The sequence below is a fragment of the Dyadobacter psychrophilus genome, from assembly GCF_900167945.1.
Classification (GTDB): Bacteria; Bacteroidota; Bacteroidia; order Cytophagales; family Spirosomataceae; genus Dyadobacter; species Dyadobacter psychrophilus.
Map to the genome: position 1 here is coordinate 1,145,703 of NZ_FUZA01000002.1, position 22,393 is coordinate 1,168,095.

Annotated in this window: 14 protein-coding genes and 1 pseudogene; 9 read left to right on the forward strand and 6 right to left on the reverse strand. The window is 47.5% G+C overall.

Annotated features, from left to right (window positions below; genetic code table 11):
• Positions 1 to 65 precede the first annotated feature (65 nt).
• A complete protein-coding gene (locus B5X68_RS11690) occupies positions 66 to 1,082 on the reverse strand; it encodes a ScyD/ScyE family protein (protein ID WP_082214850.1) in 1,017 nt (338 codons plus the stop codon).
• Positions 1,083 to 1,304: 222 nt separating this feature from the next.
• Between B5X68_RS11690 and B5X68_RS11695 the strand changes: the two genes are divergently transcribed.
• The 6 genes from B5X68_RS11695 (at position 1,305) to B5X68_RS11720 (ending at position 13,290) form a co-directional block, all read left to right on the forward strand.
• Positions 1,305 to 1,880 (forward strand): RNA polymerase sigma factor, encoded by a 576-nt coding sequence (locus B5X68_RS11695; protein ID WP_082214851.1) that lies wholly within the window; start codon positions 1,305 to 1,307, stop codon positions 1,878 to 1,880.
• Positions 1,881 to 1,998: 118 nt separating this feature from the next.
• Entirely contained in the window at positions 1,999 to 3,081 is a 1,083-nt protein-coding gene (locus B5X68_RS11700; RefSeq protein ID WP_082214852.1) for a FecR family protein, read from the forward strand.
• A gap of 38 nt (positions 3,082 to 3,119) precedes the next feature.
• Entirely contained in the window at positions 3,120 to 6,734 is a 3,615-nt protein-coding gene (locus B5X68_RS11705; RefSeq protein ID WP_082214853.1) for a SusC/RagA family TonB-linked outer membrane protein, read from the forward strand.
• Positions 6,735 to 6,745: 11 nt separating this feature from the next.
• Positions 6,746 to 8,464 (forward strand): RagB/SusD family nutrient uptake outer membrane protein, encoded by a 1,719-nt coding sequence (locus tag B5X68_RS11710; protein WP_082214854.1) that lies wholly within the window; start codon positions 6,746 to 6,748, stop codon positions 8,462 to 8,464.
• A gap of 73 nt (positions 8,465 to 8,537) precedes the next feature.
• Positions 8,538 to 11,801 carry a DUF1553 domain-containing protein gene (locus tag B5X68_RS11715; RefSeq protein ID WP_082214856.1) on the forward strand — a complete coding sequence of 1,088 codons (3,264 nt, stop codon included), beginning with the start codon at positions 8,538 to 8,540 and terminating at the stop codon, positions 11,799 to 11,801.
• 10 nt (positions 11,802 to 11,811) lie between these two features.
• Entirely contained in the window at positions 11,812 to 13,290 is a 1,479-nt protein-coding gene (locus B5X68_RS11720; protein ID WP_082214858.1) for a DUF1501 domain-containing protein, read from the forward strand.
• 23 nt (positions 13,291 to 13,313) lie between these two features.
• Here the strand turns inward: B5X68_RS11720 and B5X68_RS11725 are convergent, their stop codons facing one another.
• Both B5X68_RS11725 and B5X68_RS11730 read right to left on the reverse strand, forming a co-directional pair.
• Positions 13,314 to 15,938, reverse strand: a complete 2,625-nt coding sequence (locus B5X68_RS11725) for an ABC transporter permease (RefSeq protein ID WP_170916634.1) — start codon at positions 15,936 to 15,938, stop codon at positions 13,314 to 13,316.
• On the reverse strand, positions 15,938 to 16,276 hold the full coding sequence (locus B5X68_RS11730; RefSeq protein WP_082214860.1) for a PadR family transcriptional regulator: 339 nt from the start codon (positions 16,274 to 16,276) through the stop codon (positions 15,938 to 15,940). Before B5X68_RS11730 ends, B5X68_RS11725 begins: the two co-directional genes overlap by 1 nt.
• A gap of 215 nt (positions 16,277 to 16,491) precedes the next feature.
• Here B5X68_RS11730 and B5X68_RS11735 point away from each other — a divergent pair, with 215 nt between their 5' ends.
• Both B5X68_RS11735 and B5X68_RS11740 read left to right on the forward strand, forming a co-directional pair.
• On the forward strand, positions 16,492 to 17,808 hold the full coding sequence (locus tag B5X68_RS11735; RefSeq protein WP_082215332.1) for a Gfo/Idh/MocA family protein: 1,317 nt from the start codon (positions 16,492 to 16,494) through the stop codon (positions 17,806 to 17,808).
• 34 nt (positions 17,809 to 17,842) lie between these two features.
• The gene (locus B5X68_RS11740; RefSeq protein ID WP_082214861.1) at positions 17,843 to 18,703 is read left to right on the forward strand and encodes a sugar phosphate isomerase/epimerase family protein; all 861 of its coding nucleotides are present in this window, start codon (positions 17,843 to 17,845) and stop codon (positions 18,701 to 18,703) included.
• A gap of 40 nt (positions 18,704 to 18,743) precedes the next feature.
• On the opposite strand, the gene B5X68_RS11745 is transcribed toward B5X68_RS11740, so the two are convergent.
• Positions 18,744 to 19,739, reverse strand: coding sequence for an ankyrin repeat domain-containing protein (locus tag B5X68_RS11745; protein ID WP_082214863.1), 996 nt, complete (start codon positions 19,737 to 19,739; stop codon positions 18,744 to 18,746).
• Between the two features lie 81 nt (positions 19,740 to 19,820).
• Complete coding sequence (gene xth, locus B5X68_RS11750; RefSeq protein WP_082214865.1) at positions 19,821 to 20,603, reverse strand: exodeoxyribonuclease III; 783 nt, start codon at positions 20,601 to 20,603, stop codon at positions 19,821 to 19,823.
• A gap of 48 nt (positions 20,604 to 20,651) precedes the next feature.
• On the opposite strand from xth, the pseudogene B5X68_RS29555 reads away from it, so the two are divergent.
• Positions 20,652 to 20,770: pseudogene (locus B5X68_RS29555) on the forward strand (transposase); the annotation flags it as partial.
• A gap of 3 nt (positions 20,771 to 20,773) precedes the next feature.
• Here B5X68_RS29555 and B5X68_RS11760 read toward each other — a convergent pair.
• Positions 20,774 to 22,342 carry a sulfatase gene (locus tag B5X68_RS11760; protein ID WP_082214866.1) on the reverse strand — a complete coding sequence of 523 codons (1,569 nt, stop codon included), beginning with the start codon at positions 22,340 to 22,342 and terminating at the stop codon, positions 20,774 to 20,776.
• Positions 22,343 to 22,393: the final 51 nt, after the last annotated feature.

A 22,393-nucleotide genomic window follows, 5' to 3' on the forward strand; every position in this document is an offset into this window, starting at 1 on the left:
AAGCAAAAAAACGCCTTCCGAGCAAGGGAAGGCGTTTTTTTGATGAGCTAGCTTACCGGCGAATGTTAGTAAGTGAGCTTATACACCTTGCTGGTTCCAAGCGAAACCACGTAGTAAGTGTTGGTGTAAACTTTCTCAATGTCGGTCGGCATGATCAAGCCGGCTAGTGCTACGCCTCCGTCTTCATTGGAAACAGTTCCTGTTCCAGGTACGAATTCGAAACCAGCTGAAAAGTCAGCGAAATGCAGGACAAGCGGTTTATTGCTATCAGTCAGCACCACATCCACCAATGTTGTAAAGCCCTTTTTGTAATCAGACACTGAGCCGGATTGATCCACGGTTTTTATTTCAGCCAGACCATTATTAAACGGAAAGCCCGTTAAAGAAGTAACAAAGAACTTGTTGCCGTCCCAAGCAATGCCCGTCGGAACGAAGTCCACAGTTGGTCCGCCCACCGGTTTTTTAGGATTGTCAAAATCTTCGAAAGTAGCAAATTTGCTTATAGATCCATCGTTTTTTCTGCGAATGATCATGTTACCAGCAGCGTCTGTGATGAAAAGGTCACCGCCAGGTCCCCAGGTCAGGTTGTATAAGTTTGACTCGGCAGTAGAATCAGGAAGCTGGCTTTTTACATAAGAGCCTAAGTCTTCAAAAGGAAGATCAGCCGCCTTCAATGGTGCATCGCCTGGGTTCCATGACGAAACATTTGCTTTGTAAAGCCTGCCTTCAACGCCGTGCAGAATGTAAAGCATTCCATCTTTATACAAAAGGTGCGTTAAGCCGCTAGGCATTTTTTCGGGGCTGGTCCGTGACAAGAACCCGGTAATGGCGGGATATACCGTGCCATCCGGCCCAAGCATAGAAACCCTTCCGTCATATTTGTCAATAGAGTCCGCCGCGGTGCCCTGTTCAGTCACCCAAAGTCTGTTATTGTCGCCTTTGGTAATGGCAATCGGGGCAATCAGGTCGCCTTTGGAAAATTCTGCGGAACTGAATTCAACGGGATCGGCTGCGTGGTCCGTACAGCTGAGCGCAGAAGCGAAAAGGAAAAAGGAAAGTCCAAGTAGACGAATAGTCTTCATAAGCATCAGGTTTGAGAATTGTGAGTAAAATAACACGCAGCAATATTACTAAAACAAGCTGCAAACGGACTATTCCAATGTTGTCTTCTTATTAAGTGGTATTTGATGCTACTTTATTTTACATCATAAAACCAGTTGTCTCACCTGCATTTGCAGTAATAAAAGGTTGGATTATACTTAATAAAGAAATTAGGTATTGTTGCCTTCGTTTCTTGCTGACCAATGGAAAATGATGCGCTTCTCTGGCAAAAATTTAAAAATGGCGACCGCGCTGTTTTTGAATCCATGATCAGGGCACATTACCGCACATTATTTGACTATGGAAAAAAGCTGCTGGCGGATCATGAAGCGCTCACAGACTGCATACACGACGTTTTTACCACTCTTTGGGACAGGCGGGAATTTCTGGGAACTACGGATCAGATAAAACCTTATTTGCTGAAAAGCCTGCGCAACCGCATTTTTAAGGAAAAGCAACGCACGAATGTATTCATTTCACTCGGTGACGATGACGCGCTTTTTTTGAATGAGGAAGACATCGAATCCCGGATCATTTCGTCCGAGCATACGGCTGAAACGAAGAAGCAGATCGGTTATGTGCTGCATACCTTGACACCCCGGCAGCAGGAGATTATTTATCTCAAATTTTACGAAAACCTCACAAATGATCAGATCGCAACGGTGCTCGGGATAACGCGTCCGGCTGTTGCCAATTTGCTGCACATCACCCTCAAACTCTTCCGTGAAAAGTGGGAAACGCTTCTGCATGCCATTCTTTTGTTTTTTATATCAATCTGATTTTCAATTTGTTACTTTTATTCGAGATTATTTTTTAAAAATATTTCAATTTTTTCCATGATTTTTCTTTGACTTCCTGACTATCTCATTGTAAGCGCCACAATTATGGTGCTTTATTATGATATATTATGACAAATACAATCTGGAAGATTTCCTCCTGGACGAAAATTTCAGACTTTGGGTAATTCACAACGATCGAAAGGCCGGTGATTTCTGGACGGAAATCGAAGGACAGTATCCGGACAAAAAGATCATTATGCAACAGGCGCGCGAGCTGTTGCTGACCTGGAACCAAACCCATTCCGAACTTTCCGAAGATGACCTGGAAAAACAGGTGAACCGGATCCTGACCAGCACCGAAAGACAGGTTATCAAGCCATTTTCACACAAATTCACGCGGACCTGGATATCGGTGGCCGCTTCTGCGCTGCTGATAATGGGCGTAGGATGGGGAATTTCGCATAAGATGCAGCAGGAAAAACCGGCGCCTGATTACCAGCAATATGTGTCACAAGTGCCGGTCCCTATGAAGGAGATCGTTAACAAAACCAGTCAGAAAATGTCTGTCAACCTGCCCGACGGCAGCGTAGTGGCACTTTCTCCCGCAAGCCGGATCAGTTATGCGGAGGCATTCATCCATGACAAAAAGAGAGAGGTTTATTTATCCGGTGAAGCGTTTTTTGACGTAGAAAAAGATGCGCTCAACCCGTTTTTTGTTTATGCACACGGACTTGTTACGCGCGTTGTCGGAACCAGCTTTCTGGTGAAAACCACAGAATCAAACGTGGAAGTGCTTGTCCGGAGCGGAAGGGTTTCAGTCCTGGCCATGAAGGACATTGATAATCAGAACAACCGGAACACCGAACTGCTGCTGACGCCGAACCAGCAGGCGATTTTTTCAACCAAAGATAACCTGCTTTCCAAATCCATATCCAGCATGCCGCTTGAACTCATCAAGCCCGAAACCCAATCCGGATTTGTATTTATGGATCAGCCCATTCATAAAGTATTTGCCACGCTCGAAAAGGTCTACGGCATTCCCATTGTGTACGACAGCACGGTCATGGAGAAATGTTCGCTGCATGTTGAGCTGAGCAATGAGCCTTTTTTTACGAAGCTTGACATTATCAGCCAGACCATCGGGGCGAGCTATCGCGTGAGCGACGGGCAAGTGATCGTTTCGAGCGAAGGCTGTGATTAAAAAATTGCTATTCCTAACCCAAAAACCAATGTAATGTTATGAAGAAAAATAGTATACCATTAAAATTTCTGGTAACTGTGATTAAAGTTACATGCATCCCATTTCTTGTGTCGCTGATTTTTACCGGCCTCTCGTTTGCGAACGACGGACTGGCGCAGGAACTGCTGAACCGGGAGGTCAGTATCCAGGCCAATCAGCAGGAATTGAAGAGTGTTTTGGCCAGCATTGAGAAGTCTGCAAAAGTGAAATTCTCGTACGTTCCGTCCCTGATCAGAAATCAGAAAGTGACCCTTAATGCGAACAACCAGACATTAAGCATGGTGTTGAAAGAGCTGCTGGTGCCCTTACAGATCCGGTTCTCGGTTTCAGGTGAATACATTATACTGAATAAAAAGCAGGAAGACAGGCCCGACGCAACCAAAGAACAGGGCATGCTGATCCCGCTTCCCTACCTGCACCCGGTTGACATCACGATCAAAGGCCAGGTGCTGGCGAGTGATAGCAAAGAGCCTCTTCCAGGCGTGAGTGTGGTTGTAAAAGGTACGCAGCAGGGGGCGATCACAGGTGGTGACGGCTCCTACACGCTGGTTGTTCCCGACGAGAGGTCCGTTTTGGTTTTCAGCTTCGTCGGTTACGTATCTCAGGAAATCCAGGTGGCTAACCGGTCGGCTGTAAACGTAACACTGGAAGCCGACATTAAGGCGCTCAGCGAAGTGGTTGTAACAGGTTACACCACGCAGTCCAGAAGGGATATTACCGGTTCTGTAAGTGTGATCGATGCCGATAAGCTGCTGTCTGTTCCGGCGACCAACCTCGCGCAACAATTACAGGGACGCGCTGCGGGAGTTACCGTGGGAACAGACAACACGCCAGGCGGCGGCGTAGCTGTTCGCGTGCGTGGCTATGGCACATTGGGAAACAATGATCCTTTATATGTAATCGACGGCGTGCCTACCAAAGGAAGCCTGAACACGATCAACCAGAATGACATCGAATCCATTCAGATTTTAAAGGATGCTTCCTCTGCTTCCATTTACGGCTCGCGCGCTGCGAACGGCGTGGTGATCATCACAACCAAAAGGGGAAAAAATGGTGTTCCGAAGTTTACATTTGACGCTTACTACGGCGTGCAGCGGCTCGCCAAAACGATGGATTTGCTTAATACGGCCGAGTATGGCCAGTATCTTTGGCAAAGTAAAAAGAATGCAAATGTCGTAAACCCAACCACGGGAAATCCGGAACACGCACAATTCGGCCGCGGAGCCGAACCAGTGATTCCGGACTACATTATCCCGGACGGCGCTTCGGCAAGCGATCCGCGTGTGAACCCGGCCAATTACAGTTTCGACCGTTATACCGATCCGAATTTTGGCAAAACAAAATTCTCCATTACCAAAGCCAACAAGGAAGGAACGGATTGGATGAATGAGGTTTTCGATCCCGCGCCGATCCAGAATTATCAGCTGGGTGTTTCGGGCGGTTCGGAAAAGAGCAGATACGCTTTTTCAACCAACTATTTTAACCAACAGGGCATTCTGATCCATAATGGTTACAAACGATATTCTGTTCGGGCCAACACGGAGTTTACGATCAAGAAGCGGATACGGATTGGCGAAAATTTGCAGGTTGCTTACGGCCAGCGCCAGGGAAATTATGGTAATAACAGCGAGACAAGCCAGGTGTCGAACACATATCGCGCCCAGCCCATCATTCCGGTTTACGACATTGGCGGAAACTTTGCGGGAACATTAGGAAGTAATTTGGGTAACGCCAATAACCCCGTCGGACAGTTGGTGAGAAACAAAAACAATGGTTACAAAGACTTGCGGATCTTCGGTAACTCCTATGCCGAAGTGGACATTCTAAAAAATCTGACTGCCAAAACCAGCTTCGGGATCGATGCGACGGTGTCTGCCGGAACGTATTTTACACCCGTTGAAATTGAGCTGGCGCACGGAACAAATGTGAACAGTTTGAGTGAAAACAGAAGTTACAGCTACGCCTGGACCTGGACCAACTCTTTGACCTACGACAAAACATTTGGCGATCATCATTTGAATGTTTTCGCAGGTCTGGAATCCATTGATTCTTACGGAAACTTTGTGAATGCTTACCGCCAGGGATTTTTTTCCAATGCCGAGGATTTGCGATACATTGATGCAGGTAACCCTTCAACATCCACCAACAGCGGTTATGCATCTTCTTCCTGGTCTTTATTTTCCTATTTCGGCCGGATCGACTATGCGTTCCAAGACAAATATCTGTTGCAGGGAACGGTTCGCCGAGATGCATCTTCGCGGTTCCAGGCAGCCTCACGCTATGCAACATTTCCCGCAGCGAGCGTAGGCTGGCGCTTGTCCAAAGAAGCATTTTTATCCAATGTAAGCTTCATTACCGATCTTAAACTGAGAGCGGGATGGGGCCAGACGGGAAATCAGGAGATCGGGGATTTTAATGCATATTCTACCTATCAGAGCAATCCAAACAGCAGCGGTTACGGAATTGGAGGTGCGCCTATCGGCTATGTACAAGGTTTTGACCTGGCCAGATTTGGTAATCCCAATGCGAAATGGGAAACAACCACAACGGTTAATGTCGGTTTGGACGCCAATTTATTCAAAGGAAAATTTGACCTGAGCCTGGACGTTTTCGATCGCCAGACAAGGGATTTGCTTTATACAAAAGCATATGATCCCCGCCTTGGGGACGCTTCCATTCCCGCTCAAAACATTGCCTCATTGCAGAACAGGGGCGTTGACTTGGGTTTGAATTACAATGATGCCGTGATGGACGGGCAGCTGACTTACAGCATTGGTGTCAACTTTTCCACTTACCGGAACAAAATCCTCGCCCTTGACCCGCAAAACCCGAACGACTTTTTGCCTGGTTTCTCTCTGCGCACACCAGCCGTAACGCGCTCCATCGCAGGTCGTCCGATTTCGTCATTTTACGGTTACATTATTGACGGGATCCTGCAAAATGAAGAGCAGGTTGCCGCTCACGCAAAGTTTCCGGGTTATTATGATTCCAATATTTATATCAACGGCAAAAGAACCCAGGGAGTTGGCAAGTTCGATTACCGTGATATCAACAACGACGGTATCATTAATGCCAGCGACCAGACTTACATCGGGAGCCCGCACCCCGATTTTACCTATGGGATCAATGCCAATGTGGCCTACAAAGGCTTCGACCTGACCATTTTTGCGCAAGGTGTGCAGGGCAATGATATTTTCAATCATGTGCGTTACTGGACTGACTTTGAGGTATTTCAGGGAAACCGCACGAAAAGGATGCTGTACGAATCCTGGCGGCCGGATAACCCAGACGCAAAGCTCCCGATCCTGGATGCCAACGATGCGCAAAGCGGTGAACCTTCCACTTATTTCGTGGAAAACGGCTCTTATCTGCGCTTTAAGAACATTCAGTTGGGATACACATTGCCCAAATCGCTTCTTAACAAGATCGGGACGGATCATTTGAAAGTGTACGTGCAGGCGCAAAACCTGTTCACATTCACCAAATATACGGGGCTCGATCCTGAGGTGAATCTGCGGAATTTCAACAGCGGCTCCGACCGGCAGATCGGTGTGGATGAAGGCGTTTATCCCACGCCGAAGTCAATTATCGTAGGTCTTAGTCTTGGATTTTAAATAGAACCGACATGAAAAAGATATTCATACTCATTACATTATTTATTGCATCTTCCTGCGGCGACAGTTTTCTCGAAAAGAAGCCGTTGGGCCAGTATAGTCCTGAAATTATCAAAACAGCATCCGGCATCGAAGGCGCATTAACCGGCGCTTATGCATTGCTCGACGGCATTGGCACGAGCGGCGTAACAACCTGGCATGGAGCAGTTTCCAACTGGATTTTTGGAAGCGTAGTTTCTGATGATGCTTACAAAGGTTCTGACGCGGGCGACCAGCCTGAGCAGACTTTTATGGAACGCTACGTGTGGCTCACCACCAATACGCACATTTACGGCAAATGGCGGACATTATATGATGGAGTTGCCCGCGCCAACGATGTACTGAAAACATTGCCGGAAGTTACTGGCCTGGACGATGTGCGTAAATTGCAAATTCAGGCGGAGGCGCGGTTTCTGCGTGGACATTATCATTTTGAAGCCAAAAAAATGTGGGGCAATATCTCCTACATTGATGAGCAGCTTTGGGATACGAGCGATCCGGCAAGTGTGCAAATCCCAAATACGGAAGATGCCTGGCCAAAAATTGAAGCTGATTTCCAGTTTGCCGCCGATAACCTGCCCGCAACTCAAACACAGCCTGGCCGGCCTACCAAATGGGCAGCGCTCGCTTACCTGGGTAAATGTCACATGTACCAGGGATTTCCAAAAGGACAGCCTAATGTGGCGCATTTGACGGCAGCCAAAGCCGCATTGATTCAGGTGGTTAACAGTGGAAAATATCGGTTGATGGATAACTTTCACGATAATTTCGCAGCTGAAACGCGTAACAACGCAGAATCTGTTTTCGAAATCCAGTATTCGGTAACGGCAGCTGACGGCTCCGGTGGTAACCAGGGCGACGAGCTTACTTATATGTATCCCAATGGCCCCGGCGGTTGCTGCGGATTTTATCAGGGTTCGCAAAATTTGGTGAATGCTTATAAAACGGATGCGAAAGGCTTGCCCATGATCCAGACATTCAATGACGAAGATGTGAAGAATGACGAAGGCCTGCTTTCATCTGCTCCGTTCGAGCCTTACACAGGCAGGCTCGATGCACGTCTGGACTGGACGGTTGGCCGTCGCGGCATTCCATACATTGACTGGGGCGTGCACCCGGGCCGTTTCTGGATCCGTGACCAGTCTTATGCAGGTCCTTATTCTTCCAAAAAACAAATTGTAAGCAAAGCGGAATCCGGCAAGACCGGAAACCCAAGACAAAGCACAAATAACTATCGGTTAATGCGCTACGACCATGTAATTCTCTGGTTGGCAGAGTGCGAAGTAGAGTTGGGGAATCTGGAAAAAGCGAGAGAATATGTGAACCTGATAAGGAAAAGGGCTGCAAATCCAGGTGGATTTGTGAAAACAGATGCCGGCAAACCCGCTGCTAATTATGTTGTAGGCGTATATAATGATCCCTGGACCAGTGCTGCCACGGCACGCGAAGCCGTTCGTTTCGAAAACCGCCTCGAGTTTGCAATGGAAGGACATCGGTTCTTTGACCTGGTCAGGTGGGGGATTGCGGTGAATGTGCTGAACAAATATCTGGACAAAGAAAAAAATCTGCGAACCTACCTTAGCGGAGCCAAATTCGAAGAAAAGCACCAATATTATCCGATCCCGCAGCAGGCAATTGTTTACAGTACTAAAAATGGTCAGGCTACTTTACAGCAAAACCCTGGTTACTAACGTTATATACAGCAGAGAAGCGCTTTCAAATGCAGCTTCTCTGCTGTGAATTAAGATTTAAAATGACCCATTAATGTTAAAGAAATTCATAAAATATTGCTTCATATGGCCGCTTGGCGGTGCTTTACTGGCCTCGTGCGCCGGCAAAGCGGATCTGCCGGATGACGTCGCCGCAGAAATGTCGACGTTAAAGGAGCCTATTGATTATACTTATGACGTCAAACCGATTCTTTCAGACCGTTGCTTTGCTTGCCACGGTCCGGATGCCAATCACCAGAAGGCCGGCCTGCGACTGGACCTTGCCAATGCTGCTTACGAAAAGGAGACTGAGAGCGGGCTGAAAGCGATCAAACCAGGTAACTCGGATAAAAGTGAACTCGTGCACCGGATACTTTCAACTGATCCGGAAATATTAATGCCCACACCAGAATCACATTTGTCGCTGACTGCGCGGGAAAAAGCGATTTTAGTAAAATGGGTGGAAGAAGGTGCCGAGTATAAACCGCACTGGGCATTCACCCGCGTAGAAAAACCTAAGGTTCCAAAAGTTAAAAATGAAGGTTGGGTCAAGAACGATATCGACCGTTTCATTCTCAGCAAGCTCGAAGAAAAAGGAGTCAAACCAGCACCGGAAGCGGAAAAGACAACATTGCTGCGCAGGGCTTACCTGGACATTACCGGCTTGCCGCCCACACCCGAAGAAGTAAAAGCATTCCTCGCAGACAAATCGCCGGAAGCTTACGAAAATGTGGTTGACAAACTGCTGGCTTCACCGCATTATGGCGAGCATATGGCCGTTTCCTGGCTCGATGCGGCACGTTATGCGGACACACACGGTTACCAGGACGATGGCATGCGCACCGCGTGGCCATTCCGCGACTGGGTGATCAAATCTTTTAACCAAAACCAACCTTATGACCAGTTCGTAACCTGGCAGCTTGCAGGGGACATGTTGCCAAAACCTACTCGGGATCAGATGGTTGCGACAGGCTTCAATCGTATGCACCAGCAAAGTCAGGAGGGCGGGATTATTCCTGAAGAATACCGGACGGCTTATGTGATGGACCGCGTGGATACTTTTGGTAAAACATTCCTGGGCATCAGCGTAGAATGTGCCCGCTGCCACGACCACAAATACGACCCGATCAGCCATAAGGATTACTATTCGCTGTATTCATTTTTTAATAATAACAATGAAAACGGCCAGATCCCTTACAATGGGGAAGCCAGCCCAAGCATAACATTGCCAACACCCGAAGCGGACGCCAAGCTGAAATTCATACATGCCAATCTTTCCAAAGAGAAAACGGAAAGAGAAAAACGTATTGCCATAGCGGAGCAAAATTTTCAAAACTGGCTTGTAACCGCAGAAACTAACCCTGAAAAAGCACTGCTTCCTGCTTCCAAAGATCTGGTGGGCCATTTCACATTTGACGAGCCAAAAGGGAAAGAATTCCAAAACCTCGCTGATCCGAAGCACATGGCAAAATCCGAAGGCGATGACAGCCTTTCTAATGTGTCCTCACGTCCCGGGAAAATTGGCAAAGCGCGCTATATGTATGGCGAGAATTCGGTGGGTTTTGGCGACAAATTTGCGTTTTTCGAGCGCAATCAGCCTTTCAGCATCAGTATATGGCTTAATCTGCATGATCCTGCTGTCAGCGGCTCGCTTATTCACAAGTCCAACGGCGTCATGAATGGTTATCGTGGCTGGAATATTTTCAGGGAAAAAGACGGGCGTATAAGGCTGATGATGAGCCACGTATGGCCTGAAAATGCGATTGAATTACAGACGGTCGAAAAATTCCCGATGAACAAATGGACGCAGATCGGCTTTTCTTACGACGGTATGAGCAAGGCCAATGGTTTGAAATTGTATATCAATGGACAGCCCGCCAAAGTAGTCGTGTACAATGATAACCTCACCGAAAGTATTCTTTACGGAAAAAACAAAACAAACTGGTATGTGGACAAGCTCAATATCGGCCGCCTGTCTGATCAGCGCACCAAAAATTTTGAAGTAGATGAATTCAAGATCTACACAAGGTCACTGACAACCTTGGAAATGATGGGTCTTTATACATTGAAAAATGAATTGATAACAGCCATAAAAACACCCGCAGCGACGCGTAAGCCAGCTCAGTTGGCGGCTTTAAAGGAATATTATTTCAATAATGTTGATCCGGAATTCACAAAACACCTGGCCGAAAGCAGGAAGCTGATCGGGGAGGAGACGGAAATTTTGGATAAGGAAATTGACGTGATGGTGATGAAGGAGCGCAAGTTTCCGCGGAAAGCGTTCATTCTCAATCGCGGCGCTTACGATGCGCCGGGCAAGCCGGTTAACCCGGATACGCCTGATAGTTTCTTTAAAATACCTAAGAGTTTTCCTAAAAACAGGCTGGGATTGGCCAAATGGCTGCTACATGAAGACCATCCGCTTTTTACCCGCGTAACCGTGAACCGTTTCTGGATGATGTATTTTGGCAAAGGTCTTGTGGTGTCCAGCGATGACTTCGGTAACCAGGGTGAACTGCCTACGCATCCGCAACTGCTTGATTATCTCGCGGCCACTTTCCGTCAATCGAATTGGAATGTAAAGGCCATGCAGAAATTGATCGTGACCTCGGCCACTTACAGGCAGTCGTCCAACGGAAATCCCGAAATGCGCGAGAGTGATCCGGATAACAGACTGTATGCCCGCGGCCCGAGTTACCGAATGAGCGCGGAGCAGATCAGGGACAATGCACTGGCTTCCAGTAGTTTGCTCACGCCAAGAATAGGGGGCAAAAGCGCATATCCATATCAGCCAAACGGCCTTTGGGAAGCATTAGCCACCAGAAATGAAGTCGTTTACAAGCAGCAGCACGGCGATAGTTTGTACAGGCGCAGCTTGTATACAGTCTGGAAACGCAGCTCGCCGCCGCCGATGATGCTGAATTTCGATGCAGCGGAAAGGCATTTTTGTATTACTAAAAGACAGAAAACGAGCACGCCACTCCAAGCATTGGTTGTCATGAATGATCCGCAGTTTGTAGAGGCCTCGCGCGTGCTGGCGCAGCAAATGCTGAAAAAAGGCAAGACGCTGGATGAACAACTTTCCTATGCTTTCACGGCACTCACGAGCAGGCCGCCAAGCAAGAAGGAGATGTCCATTTTGAAAGAACTTTATGAAGAGGAATATTCGGATTTCAGCAAAAATCCGAAGCGTGTGAAGGAAGTGCTATCTACCGGGGAATATCCTGTGGACAAAATGCTGGATCCTGCGCAGGTTGCTGCGGGAACAATCGTGGCCAGTACGGTCATGAACTTTGACGAATTTTTGATCAAGCGATAAAGAAACAGTTATGAGCTTTTACAGAGAACTTGAAAACCATGTGCACGAGCAGTTAAGCCGACGAAATTTCTTGTCAAAAACGAGCCTTGGATTGGGAGCGGCTGCCATGGCTTCCCTATTGAATGCGGATGATTCGATGGCGAAGAAGATTGCTTCCGGAACGCCGGAAGGCGCTTCATTGCCATTGGGTAAGCCACACTTTGCGCCCAAAGCGAAGCGGATTATTTATCTGTTCCAAAGCGGCGCACCTTCGCAGCTCGAACTGTTTGACTATAAGCCCAAATTGGAACAAATGTGGGGCCAGGATCTGCCCGAATCGGTGCGGAAAGGGCAAAGGCTGACGGGTATGACGGCCGGACAAAGCAGCTTTCCGCTGGCAGCATCCAAATATAAATTTGCCAAATACGGAGCCAATGATATGATGATCAGTGAGTTGATGCCTTACACGTCCAGCATTGTGGATGATGTGACCTTCATCCGCTCCATGCATACCGAAGCCATTAACCACGATCCTGCGGTAACATTCTTCCAAACCGGAAGCCAGCAGGGCGGACGTCCTTCGTGGGGATCGTGGATCAGTTACGGGCTTGGTTCCGACAACCAGAACATGCCTTCCTTTGTGGTGTTGCTTTCCAAAGGCCGCGCCGGGGACCAGCCGCTTTATGCCAAGTTATGGAGCAATGGTTTTCTGCCATCTGTGCACCAGGGCGTCGTTTTTCGCTCCGGGCCGGACCCGGTTTTTTATCTCAATAATCCCGAGGGCATTGACAAAACAAGCCGCAGGAGAATGCTGAATTCGCTGGTGAAATTGCAGCAAGCGCAGTTTGAAAAAATCCTGGACCCTGAGGTGAATTACCGGATGGCGCAATACGAAATGGCTTACCGCATGCAAACCGCCGTTCCCGAAACGATGGACATTTCCAAAGAGCCGGATTACATTTTTGACCTTTATGGCGAAGAATCGCGCAAGCCCGGAACATTTGCCGCCAACTGCCTGCTGGCGCGCAAGCTAATTGAAAAGGACGTAAAGTTCGTACAGCTTTATCACCAGGGTTGGGACCAGCACGGTAATTTGCCGAATGACATTAAAACCATGGCAAAAAGCGTGGATCAGGCTTCTGCTGCATTGATTAAGGATTTGAAACAAAGGGGGTTACTGGATGAAACGCTGGTGGTTTGGGGAGGAGAATTCGGACGCGGGGCCTATTCGCAGGGCAAGCTTACCAAAGACAATTACGGCCGCGACCACCATCCGAGAAGCTTTACGATCTGGATGGCAGGAGCGGGCGTTAAAAAAGGTTTTGTTTTTGGAGAAACCGACGAATTCGGTTATAATGTGGTTAAAGACCCTGTGCATGTGCATGATTTTCAGGCAACTGTGATGCATTTGCTGGGCCTTGACCACGAGCAGCTGATCTTCAAACACCAGGGCCGCCGCTATCGCCTCACCGACGTGCACGGCAAAGTTGTGAAACCCATTTTGACTTAGATAAAGGCACGATTCACGTGCCTTTATTCACTTCTTAAACTCTTTACGGGATCCAAAAGTGCGGCTTTAATGGCCTGGTAACTCACTGTAAGCAACGTTATTCCCAAAGCGCCGAGCCCGGTTAATGCAAATATCCACCAGGAAATTTCTGTATGATATTTATAGTTTTTCAACCAGTCGCTCATGACATACCAGGAAATGGGGATGGAAACGAGACAGGAAATGATAACCAGCAGCACAAAATCCTTCGAAAGCATGCCCCACAGATTGGCAACCGATGCGCCCAGCACTTTGCGGATGCCGATTTCTTTGGTGCGCTGCTCAGCTACGAACGATGCCAGACCGAATAGTCCGAGACAGGAAATGAAGATCGCAAGTATCGCGAAAAAACTGGCCAGCTTGCCGATCCGCTCTTCGGTTCCAAACTTTTTAGAATATTCCTCGTCGGCAAAACTGTAAGTAAAAGGACTGCCCGGATTATATTTTTTAAATACACTTTCAACCTTTCCAATTGCCTCGCTTGCGCTGATATCCGGCGTAAGTCTGATGTTAATGACCGAAATGTTCCGATAATTGACGACAAAAAATGACGGACTCACAGGCGAGAAGGGATTCTCTTTTATCATATCCTTTACCACACCGATGATCTTATATTGCCTGCCGCTGGCCCTTACAAAAGAATCGAGCGGTTTTTTCAGGTTCATCAATTTTGCGGCCGATTCGTTCAGGATCATGGCTGAGGAATCCGTTGAGAATGTTCTTGAAAAATCGCGGCCCTGCAATATTTGCCAGCCAATGGTTTTGCCGTAATCATGCGTGACGGAATTGTGCATGACCAGCGGTTGCGTGTCAGGACTTTTTCCTTCCCAGGAAATATCCGTAGTGCCGCCATCCTGAGTGGTAATTACGCCGGAAGACTGGGCCATTTCCTTCACCGCGCCGGTGTTGAGCAGATCTAGCCGCAGTGCCTCATAATGTTGCAAAAGCTCAGGCGTGTTCATTTTAACTTCGATCAGCCCGTTTTTGCTGTATCCGACAGGGCGATTTTTGGCAAACTGAATCTGTCTGAAAATGATGATAGTGCCGATAATGAGCGTAACCGAAACTGTAAACTGCATTACAACGAGCACTTTACGCGGAATCGCAGCGAAGCGTCCGGCCGAAAATCTGCCTTTGAGGACTTTTAATGGTTGGAAAGAGGATAAATAGATCGCGGGATAACTGCCTGCAATAATGCCGGTTACCAAACTGAAACCAAGTCCCAGCAACCAAAAATAAGGATTCAACCATAAAATGGACATTTGCTTCTGCGCAACTTCATTGAAAAAAGGTAATGCAGCCGCTGCCAGAAACACAGAGAGAACGAATGCAAAAAGTACAACCAGCAGCGATTCGCTGAAAAACTGACTGATCAGCTGTCCTCTGAGCGAACCGATCGCTTTTCGGATGCCCACTTCTTTGGCGCGTTTCTCTGACCTTGCTGTGCTTAGATTCATAAAATTGATGCAGGCCAGCAGCAAAACGAACACGCCGATGATGCCAAACAGCCAGACAAACTGAATTAATCCGCCCGTATTTACGCCGTTTTTGAAGTCGCCGTACAAGTGCCATTTGTTCATGGGATGCAGGAAAAATTCAGGTTTGTAACGCGGTGGGTCATCCATTTTTGTTCTGATTTCCCTGATTTTGGCCGAAACCTGTTCAGGGTCGGCGCCATCTTTCAGCTGCGCGTAAATCTGGTAACTGTTGCTATCCCAATCATTTTCAATGGATTTGGCATAAGGATCATTATTGAGAAGCAACTCCCAGGGCGTGATATACAGCGTTTCTTTAAATGTGCTGTTGTTTGGAAAATCCTCATAAACACCTGTGACCTTTACATTAACCTTATTATCAATTTTCACAAGCTGATTAAGTGGATCCGCGTCTCCGAAAAGTGCCTTGGCCAGTGATTCGGAAAGTAAAATAGCGTTTGCATCGTCCAGCCCGTTGCGCGTTCCGGCGAGCATGTTGACAGACATCATTTCCAAAAAGTCAGGTTCAACGGAACTGCCTGTTTTCGCAAACTTATTATCGCCTGCCGCGAGAACCTGACTCAGGCGCTTCGACATAACCACCGATTTGAAATCAGGATATTTGGTACGAAGCTCGCCTGCCAGCGGAATCGGCATCACATCATAAGTCGATTTTTCGACCTCGAATGTCACGAATTGGAACAGTTGCACTATACGGTCGTGATTTTTGTGATATTTATCAAAAGACACTTCGTCGTAAACCCAGAGACCGATGAGCATTGCAACGGCCATTCCCACGGACAATCCACCGATGTTGATCGCAGCATATCCTTTGTGTTTCAGGATGTTGCGTAAGGCAATTTTGAAATAGTTTTGTATCATAATATGGCTGAATAGATAAGTTTTCGGATAGTCGTAGGATTTCTTTTTCCGGGTAAATGGCCTTAATAACTTCAACACGCTCAATGCGTAACGCCATTTTGCCCGCTTTGAACCAGCAGTTTGCTGCCAATAAGCGAACATTTCCAGCAAATCGCCTTCCACTTCTTCGGCCGTGTTGGGGTCGGCCCACCAGCGTAGGAGGGTGGAGGCCCATCGGGGCGGTTTGGCGAACTTGGGAGGGTTTTGGCTCATTATATGCCCATTAATTGCAATGTCTGCGGCGGCAATGCATTCCAAAGCTCTTCGCGAACCTGCTTCACTTCCATTAATGCCTTGCGTCCCAATGCAGTTACAGTAAAAAAGCGCTTTCTGCGACCGCCGCGCTCGGCTGTTGCACCGCCCATGGATGAGGATAGATAATGTTTTTCTTCGAGCCGCTGCAATGTGGTATGTACGGAGCTGAACCCCACAACGCGGCCCGTTTTTTGTTCCAATTCCTGTGTGACGGTTACGGCGTATGCTTCTTCGCCCAGGATGGCGACGGTGAGTAAAATCACTTCTTCAAACTCCCCCAGAAAAGTTCGTTTCATAGCAAGTTGTTATTTGATACGATAATGTCGATCAAATGTCGTGCCATTTTTTGAAAAGCCCTTTCTGAGGTTCCTAAGGAATATTTTCGAATAAATGAGTGCTAAAAATATGTTCGCTTTCGGACAACCGGCGTGCTAACACGGACAGCTGCCCGCTTGTAGGGTATGAATCGAAAATCTTCGTCTTTCTTAAAGAAAACTTCCAGACATATCTTATGCAGAACCGTCGCGAATTCATTAAGACAGGCCTTGTCGGAGCCGGCGCACTCACCACCTCAAATCTTTTTGCTTTCAATGGTCAGCCTAATGATAAGGTTGTGCTGGGCGTTATGGGCACGAACAGCCGAGGGGCATTTCTTACCAAAACTTTTGCCTCGATCCCTAATGTGGAGATCGGCTATATCTGCGATCCGGATGCGACTGTGCTTGCGAAAACCATTGCACAAGTTGAAAAACTGACTGGTAAGAAGCCGCAGGGTTTCAGCGATATCCGCAAAATGCTCGAAAAGAAAGACTTCGATGGAATGGCTATTGCTGCGCCCGATCACTGGCACGCGCCTGCTGCAATTATGGGTTTGCAAGCGGGAAAGCACGTGTATGTGGAAAAACCTTGCAGCCACAACCCCAGGGAAGGGGAGTTGCTCGTAGAAGCAACCAACAAATACAAGAAGCTCGTACAAATGGGCAGCCAACGCAGGACATTCAGCAACGTGAAAGATATGATCGCCAAGCTGCACGGCGGGGCGATCGGGCGGGTGTATTTTGCCAGAGGCTGGTATGTCAACAACCGCAAATCCATTGGAAAAGGGGTCGTCACCTCCGTTCCGCAGAATCTGGATTTTGATCTTTGGCAAGGTCCCGCGCCACGCCGAGAGTTTAAGGATAACCTTGTGCATTACAACTGGCACTGGTTCTGGAACTGGGGAACTGGCGAAGCATTGAACAACGGCACGCATGAGCTGGATGTGATCCGCTGGGGACTAAACGTCGACTATCCTACACAAGTGGTATCTGCTGGCGGGCGATTCCATTTTCAGGATGACTGGGAAACGCCTGACACGCAAACGATTACTTACAATTTTCCCAATAACACTGGCTGCACATGGGAAGGAAGAAGCTGCAATGGTTACAATTCGGAGGATAGCGCCCGCGGAGTTATTTTTTATGGTGACAAAGGAACGATCGTTTATCCCGGCGCCAACAGTTACCAGATTTTCGACGGAGCCAATAAGCTGGTCTCCGAGGTGAAAGACGACACGCCCTTTGACGCCACCAACACCGTAAGCCCGTTGGAAAAGCTTGATGGACTGCATCTTGTGAATTTCGTCGAAGCGATCCGGGAAAAAGAAAAGATCAATGCCCCCATTCTGGAAGGCCACAAATCCACTTTACTCCCGCAGCTTGGCAACATTGCTTATCGCGTAGGCCGCGCCCTGAAATGCGATCCTGCAAACGGGCACATTCTCAATGATAAGGAAGCGACGAAGTTGTGGTCGCGGGAGTATGCGAAGGGCTGGGATGTGATTGTATAATTTATCAAAGCATTATTTAACAAATGATTATAAAATGAAAATCAAAAAAATTCTGATTGCGTCCTTCGTTTTTGCATTGGGGGTTAATCCGCTTTTTGCACAGAAAACAAAACCGCTTTTTCCTGAAACACCGGGAATGGTTTCCTATACTTTCCGCAAAAGCCTGGCCAAAGATCCGGCTGCTACATTGGATACGCTGCAAAAGCTGGGCATTAAAGACATGGAATTTTCAAGCTTATTCGGCAAAACCGCTGCTGAACTGCGGAAGCTTCTAGATGAGCGCGGCATGAAATGTTCTTCTTTCGGCGTGCAATATCCGGATGCGCTGGACAAAACAAAAGAGGTTGGTGAAAACGCAAAAGCTTTGGGGGCTAAATTTGTAAGAGTTGCCTGGATTCCGCACAAGGGGCCTTTTACATTGGAAATGGCTGAAAAAACGGTTGCTGATTTTAATAAGATCGGCAAACAGTTAAAGGACGAATTCGGCCTTACATTCTGCTATCACAATCATGGTTATGAGTTTGAAAAACATGAAGACGGGACATTAATGGATTACATTATCCAGAAAACAGACCCTAAATATGTGAGCTTTGAAATTGACTTGCTATGGACGTTTTTTCCTGGCGCAGATCCCGCAGCATTGATTTCGAAATATCCAAAACGCTTCAAATTAATGCACATGAAGGATCTTAAAAAAGGAGTGGCCGGAAATATGTCAGGCGGAACGCCGGTTGAAAATGACGTTGCACTGGGAACCGGGCAACTTGATATTCCGGCGATCTTGAAAGCCGCGAAGAAGTCCTCCATCGAGCATTACTATATTGAGGATGAAAGTCCGAGCTATGCAACCCAGGTGCCGCAGACGATGGCTTACCTGAAAAGTCTTACTTACTAAAAGCGAAACCCGGACAAGTCCGGGTTTTTACTTTTTAAACTCATTGCAAAGCGTTCAGCCGTTCTTTCAGCGATGTAAATTCCAGGGGCGGCGTTTTTCCCCAGCTGTTGAACTGCTTGTCCTGGTAAGCAACCGCCTTCCGAATATCCCAGCCGCCAGCGGTTTGATAATCCGGCTTAGCGCCATGATTGAGCAGCAGATTGCAGACTTCCCACATTTCCGAGCCAGCCGCGGCGCACAGCACTGAACAAACAATCACCTGATCGTCATATTTTGGAGAAAAAGCATTGGCGTTAGCGCCGTGTTCGAGCAGCAAGCTCACCTTTTTGATTTTGAAAGGGTCATTCACATCCAGATAAATGGCTTTAAAAAGGACCGGATACTTCCGTTCTGCTTCAACCGCATTCGCATCCGCTCCGTTTTTAAGGAAAAATTCAAGAAACGCAGGATCGTCTTCGAGAATATTGAAATGGGTTGCTGTACGTAATGTATCGTCTGTTTCAATCTTTGCGCCTTTATCCAACAAAAGTTGAAGGGATTCCAGCACTTTTTCCTTTGGGTTTTTCTTGGCTTGCATGGCGGCAAAGTCCAGCAATGTTACATGATCTTCCCCGCTTGCATTTAGGTTCGGAACTGGCTGTTCAAGTCCGGCTCTTAATTGTTCCATATCCCCGCTGGCAATGGCGGCAGCCAGATTTCGCCGCAATGGATCTGGAAAGTAATAGGTGCCATTTGCCTTTTCATTCAACTCCTGATCATAGCTTTTGGTCTGATATTGCGTGATCACACGGCCTAGGCCAAGGTAAAAAACGCCCATGACCAACGGGTAAATATTGATAACCAGCGCAATGATCTTCGTTGTTTTATAAGGCAAATAATTGAGCAACGCCAAAAAGGCCAGCGGGATGTAAAGCATCATCAACATGCCCTGGGCCATTCCGCGGTCCGTTTGCGTTTTTGAAATGAGCAGCGTCCACAGAATACCAATCGCATATACGCTGACAGCCACCCAGTTAATTAGTGTTATCGTTTTCATGCAAGCAAAATAAGCAATCACGCGCGCGGCGAATTTCTTACTTATTTACAGGCAGGTCAGGATTAGTAAGCGGTTGAAATTTTATTCTTCCGGATCGGCGATTTCTATCCAGGTCGGTGCATGGTCACTTGATTTTTCCCAGCCGCGAACTTCCTTGTCCACGCCGGCCGCAAGAAGTCGTGCGTCAATGTGCGGACTCAGTAAAAAGTGATCGATCCGAAGGCCCGCATTGCGTCCGTAGGCATTCCTGAAATAGTCCCAGAATGTGTAAATCGTTTCATTTGGGTGCAATTTTCTGATCGCGTCGGTCCAGCCCTGGTCTACAATATTTTTAAATGCAGCGCGCACTTCAGGACGAAAAAGTGCATCGTCTACCCAGCGCTCGGGTTTGTAAACATCCAGCTCTGTGGGCATTACATTGTAATCGCCTGCCAGGACAACGGGCACGTCATACGCCAGCAGCTCAGCGGCGTGTGCGGTAAACCGTTCAAACCAGCGCAGCTTGTATTCTAATTTCGGTCCCGGAGCCGGATTGCCATTCGGCAGATACAGGCAGCCGATCAGCATTCCATTGATAATAGCCTCAATGTAACGGCTATGAACATCCTCGTCGTCGCCCGGAAGTGTCCTTCTCACTTCTTTAAGCTCCATGCCCCGCGCCAGGATCGCTACACCGTTCCAACTTTTTTGCCCATGCCAGATCGCATTATAACCTGCATCCGAAATCGCTTTTTCCGGGAATTTCTCCTGCGGTGCTTTTAATTCCTGCAAACAAACGATGTCCGGTTTCGTCATTTCAAGCCAGCGCAGCAGCACAGGCAACCGGCCATTGATTCCATTGACATTATAAGTGGCGATTCTCATATCAGGTTATCAGGTAGTTTTTGTTAAGAATATTAATATAAAAATCAATCCCGGCTATTTCTATCAGTGTATCTTATCATGAAAAAAAGGAATGCGTTCACGATCCAGGAATTTCAGGATGAGACCAGGCACAAATATTACGAGCGCTTTATGATTTTGTCAGTAAAAAATTAAAGTTTGGCCGCGATAACATCGGGTAGGGGAACTTCCGCTCCGCTGCTTTTGAAAACCGGCCACTGGGCATTCATTTGTTTTAATTGTTTTGAAAAAAGCACCGCGAGTTCCTTCACTTTTTCAACACGGGAATTGGCGAGATCATTTTCCTCTCCAATGTCGTTCTTAAGATCATATAATTCCAGCTTTCCTTCCCGGTAATTATAAATCAATTTCCAATCTCCTTTTCGAAAAGCGCTGGCATAGTGAATATTAGGCCCTTCCGCAGCAATCCAGCGGTTGGGATGGTGCCAGACGAGCTCACGGTCCGCGTCTTTTAATGCAGGATTTTTGAGTAAGGGGAGAAAGCTTTTTCCATCGGTTTGCTGAACCAGTTTAGGGTTTTTGATGCCTGCCACGTCCAGGATTGTCGGAAAAAAATCTTCTATTATCACATACTGATCGGCCACGGAATTGGGCTTTACGACTTTTGGCCAGCGCACCAGCATCGGCTCGCGGATTCCGCCTTCATAAACAGACCCTTTACCGGCTTTTAATGGCAAATTATGCGTCCACGCTTGTCCGCTACGTGAAGGAATAGTGCTCAGCCCGCCATTGTCCGACATGAAAAGGATGATCGTATTATCAGCGATCTTGCGTGCATCAAGAAAATCCAGCACGTCGCCGAGGCTTTTATCCATGCCTTCGACCAGCGCCGCATATTTTGCCTCTGTGCTGTCCAGGCCGGTTTTTAAATATTTGTCCAGATAGCGCTTGTCGGCATTCAACGGAATATGGATGGCGTAATGTGCCAGGTAAAGAAAGAAAGGCTTTTTATCGGCAAGAGGCTTTTCCATGGCCTTCAAAGCCTCGGTCGTAATGGCATCGGTCAGGAAAACATCAGTTCCGTGATAGGCTTCCAGGCCAGGCACAGCATTACGATTGGACTTTCCATTAACAACATTATCATAGTTTTTTTCGCCAAGATAACTCGCGGGATGGCCAATAGAGCTCCCTGCAATGTTGATGTCAAATCCCATATTTTTCGGATCCGAACCCGGCGTGCCCGTGGAACCGAAATGTGCTTTACCGCTGTGAATGGTGTAATAGCCGCTTTGTTTCAAAATGGCTGGTAAAGGCGTTCCGTGAAAAGTATGCGCAACGTTCGCAACAGGACTAAAACCATTAATATTCCAGTCTACCGGCTTTACAGTCGGATCTTCATGATCGGTGTTTTTGTCCTTATCCGGTGAAGTCCAATGTGTCACGTGTGTGCGGGCCGCGTTAGCACCCGTAAGCAGGCTCACTCGTGAAGGCGTACACACAGGCATCGCGTAGGCGTTCGTGAATTTCATGCCCTCCCTGGCCATGCGCTCCATACTTGGTGTGCGATAGCGCTTATTAAATGGCGTCTGCTGAGTCCAAAAAGGAACCGAAGTATCCTGCCAACCCATGTCGTCGACCAGGAAAACAATGATATTGGGTTTATCAGATTTGCTGGTTTGCGCGGAAACGGAATTAAAGATGAGCGGCATCAAAGCCAGCAATGAGACGGAAATGCGTTTGATAAGGCGAATAGCAATCATTTTGGTTGGGCTAGGAAGTCAATTCTTATTGATTTCAGGCAAATTAGAAAT

Excerpts from the sequence above, each read along its gene's own strand:
- B5X68_RS11740 (WP_082214861.1), top strand. The coding sequence starts at position 17,843 with ATGAAAATCAAAAAAATTCTGATTGCGTCCTTCGTTTTTGCATTGGGG.
- B5X68_RS11715 (WP_082214856.1), top strand. The coding sequence starts at position 8,538 with ATGTTAAAGAAATTCATAAAATATTGCTTCATATGGCCGCTTGGCGGT.
- B5X68_RS11760 (WP_082214866.1), bottom strand. The coding sequence starts at position 22,342 with ATGATTGCTATTCGCCTTATCAAACGCATTTCCGTCTCATTGCTGGCT.
- B5X68_RS11695 (WP_082214851.1), top strand. The coding sequence starts at position 1,305 with ATGGAAAATGATGCGCTTCTCTGGCAAAAATTTAAAAATGGCGACCGC.
- B5X68_RS11720 (WP_082214858.1), top strand. The coding sequence starts at position 11,812 with ATGAGCTTTTACAGAGAACTTGAAAACCATGTGCACGAGCAGTTAAGC.
- B5X68_RS11730 (WP_082214860.1), bottom strand. The coding sequence starts at position 16,276 with ATGAAACGAACTTTTCTGGGGGAGTTTGAAGAAGTGATTTTACTCACC.
- B5X68_RS11690 (WP_082214850.1), bottom strand. The coding sequence starts at position 1,082 with ATGAAGACTATTCGTCTACTTGGACTTTCCTTTTTCCTTTTCGCTTCT.
- B5X68_RS11700 (WP_082214852.1), top strand. The coding sequence starts at position 1,999 with ATGATATATTATGACAAATACAATCTGGAAGATTTCCTCCTGGACGAA.
- B5X68_RS11705 (WP_082214853.1), top strand. The coding sequence starts at position 3,120 with ATGAAGAAAAATAGTATACCATTAAAATTTCTGGTAACTGTGATTAAA.
- xth (WP_082214865.1), bottom strand. The coding sequence starts at position 20,603 with ATGAGAATCGCCACTTATAATGTCAATGGAATCAATGGCCGGTTGCCT.
- B5X68_RS11725 (WP_170916634.1), bottom strand. The coding sequence starts at position 15,938 with ATGAGCCAAAACCCTCCCAAGTTCGCCAAACCGCCCCGATGGGCCTCC.
- B5X68_RS11710 (WP_082214854.1), top strand. The coding sequence starts at position 6,746 with ATGAAAAAGATATTCATACTCATTACATTATTTATTGCATCTTCCTGC.
- B5X68_RS11745 (WP_082214863.1), bottom strand. The coding sequence starts at position 19,739 with ATGAAAACGATAACACTAATTAACTGGGTGGCTGTCAGCGTATATGCG.
- B5X68_RS11735 (WP_082215332.1), top strand. The coding sequence starts at position 16,492 with ATGCAGAACCGTCGCGAATTCATTAAGACAGGCCTTGTCGGAGCCGGC.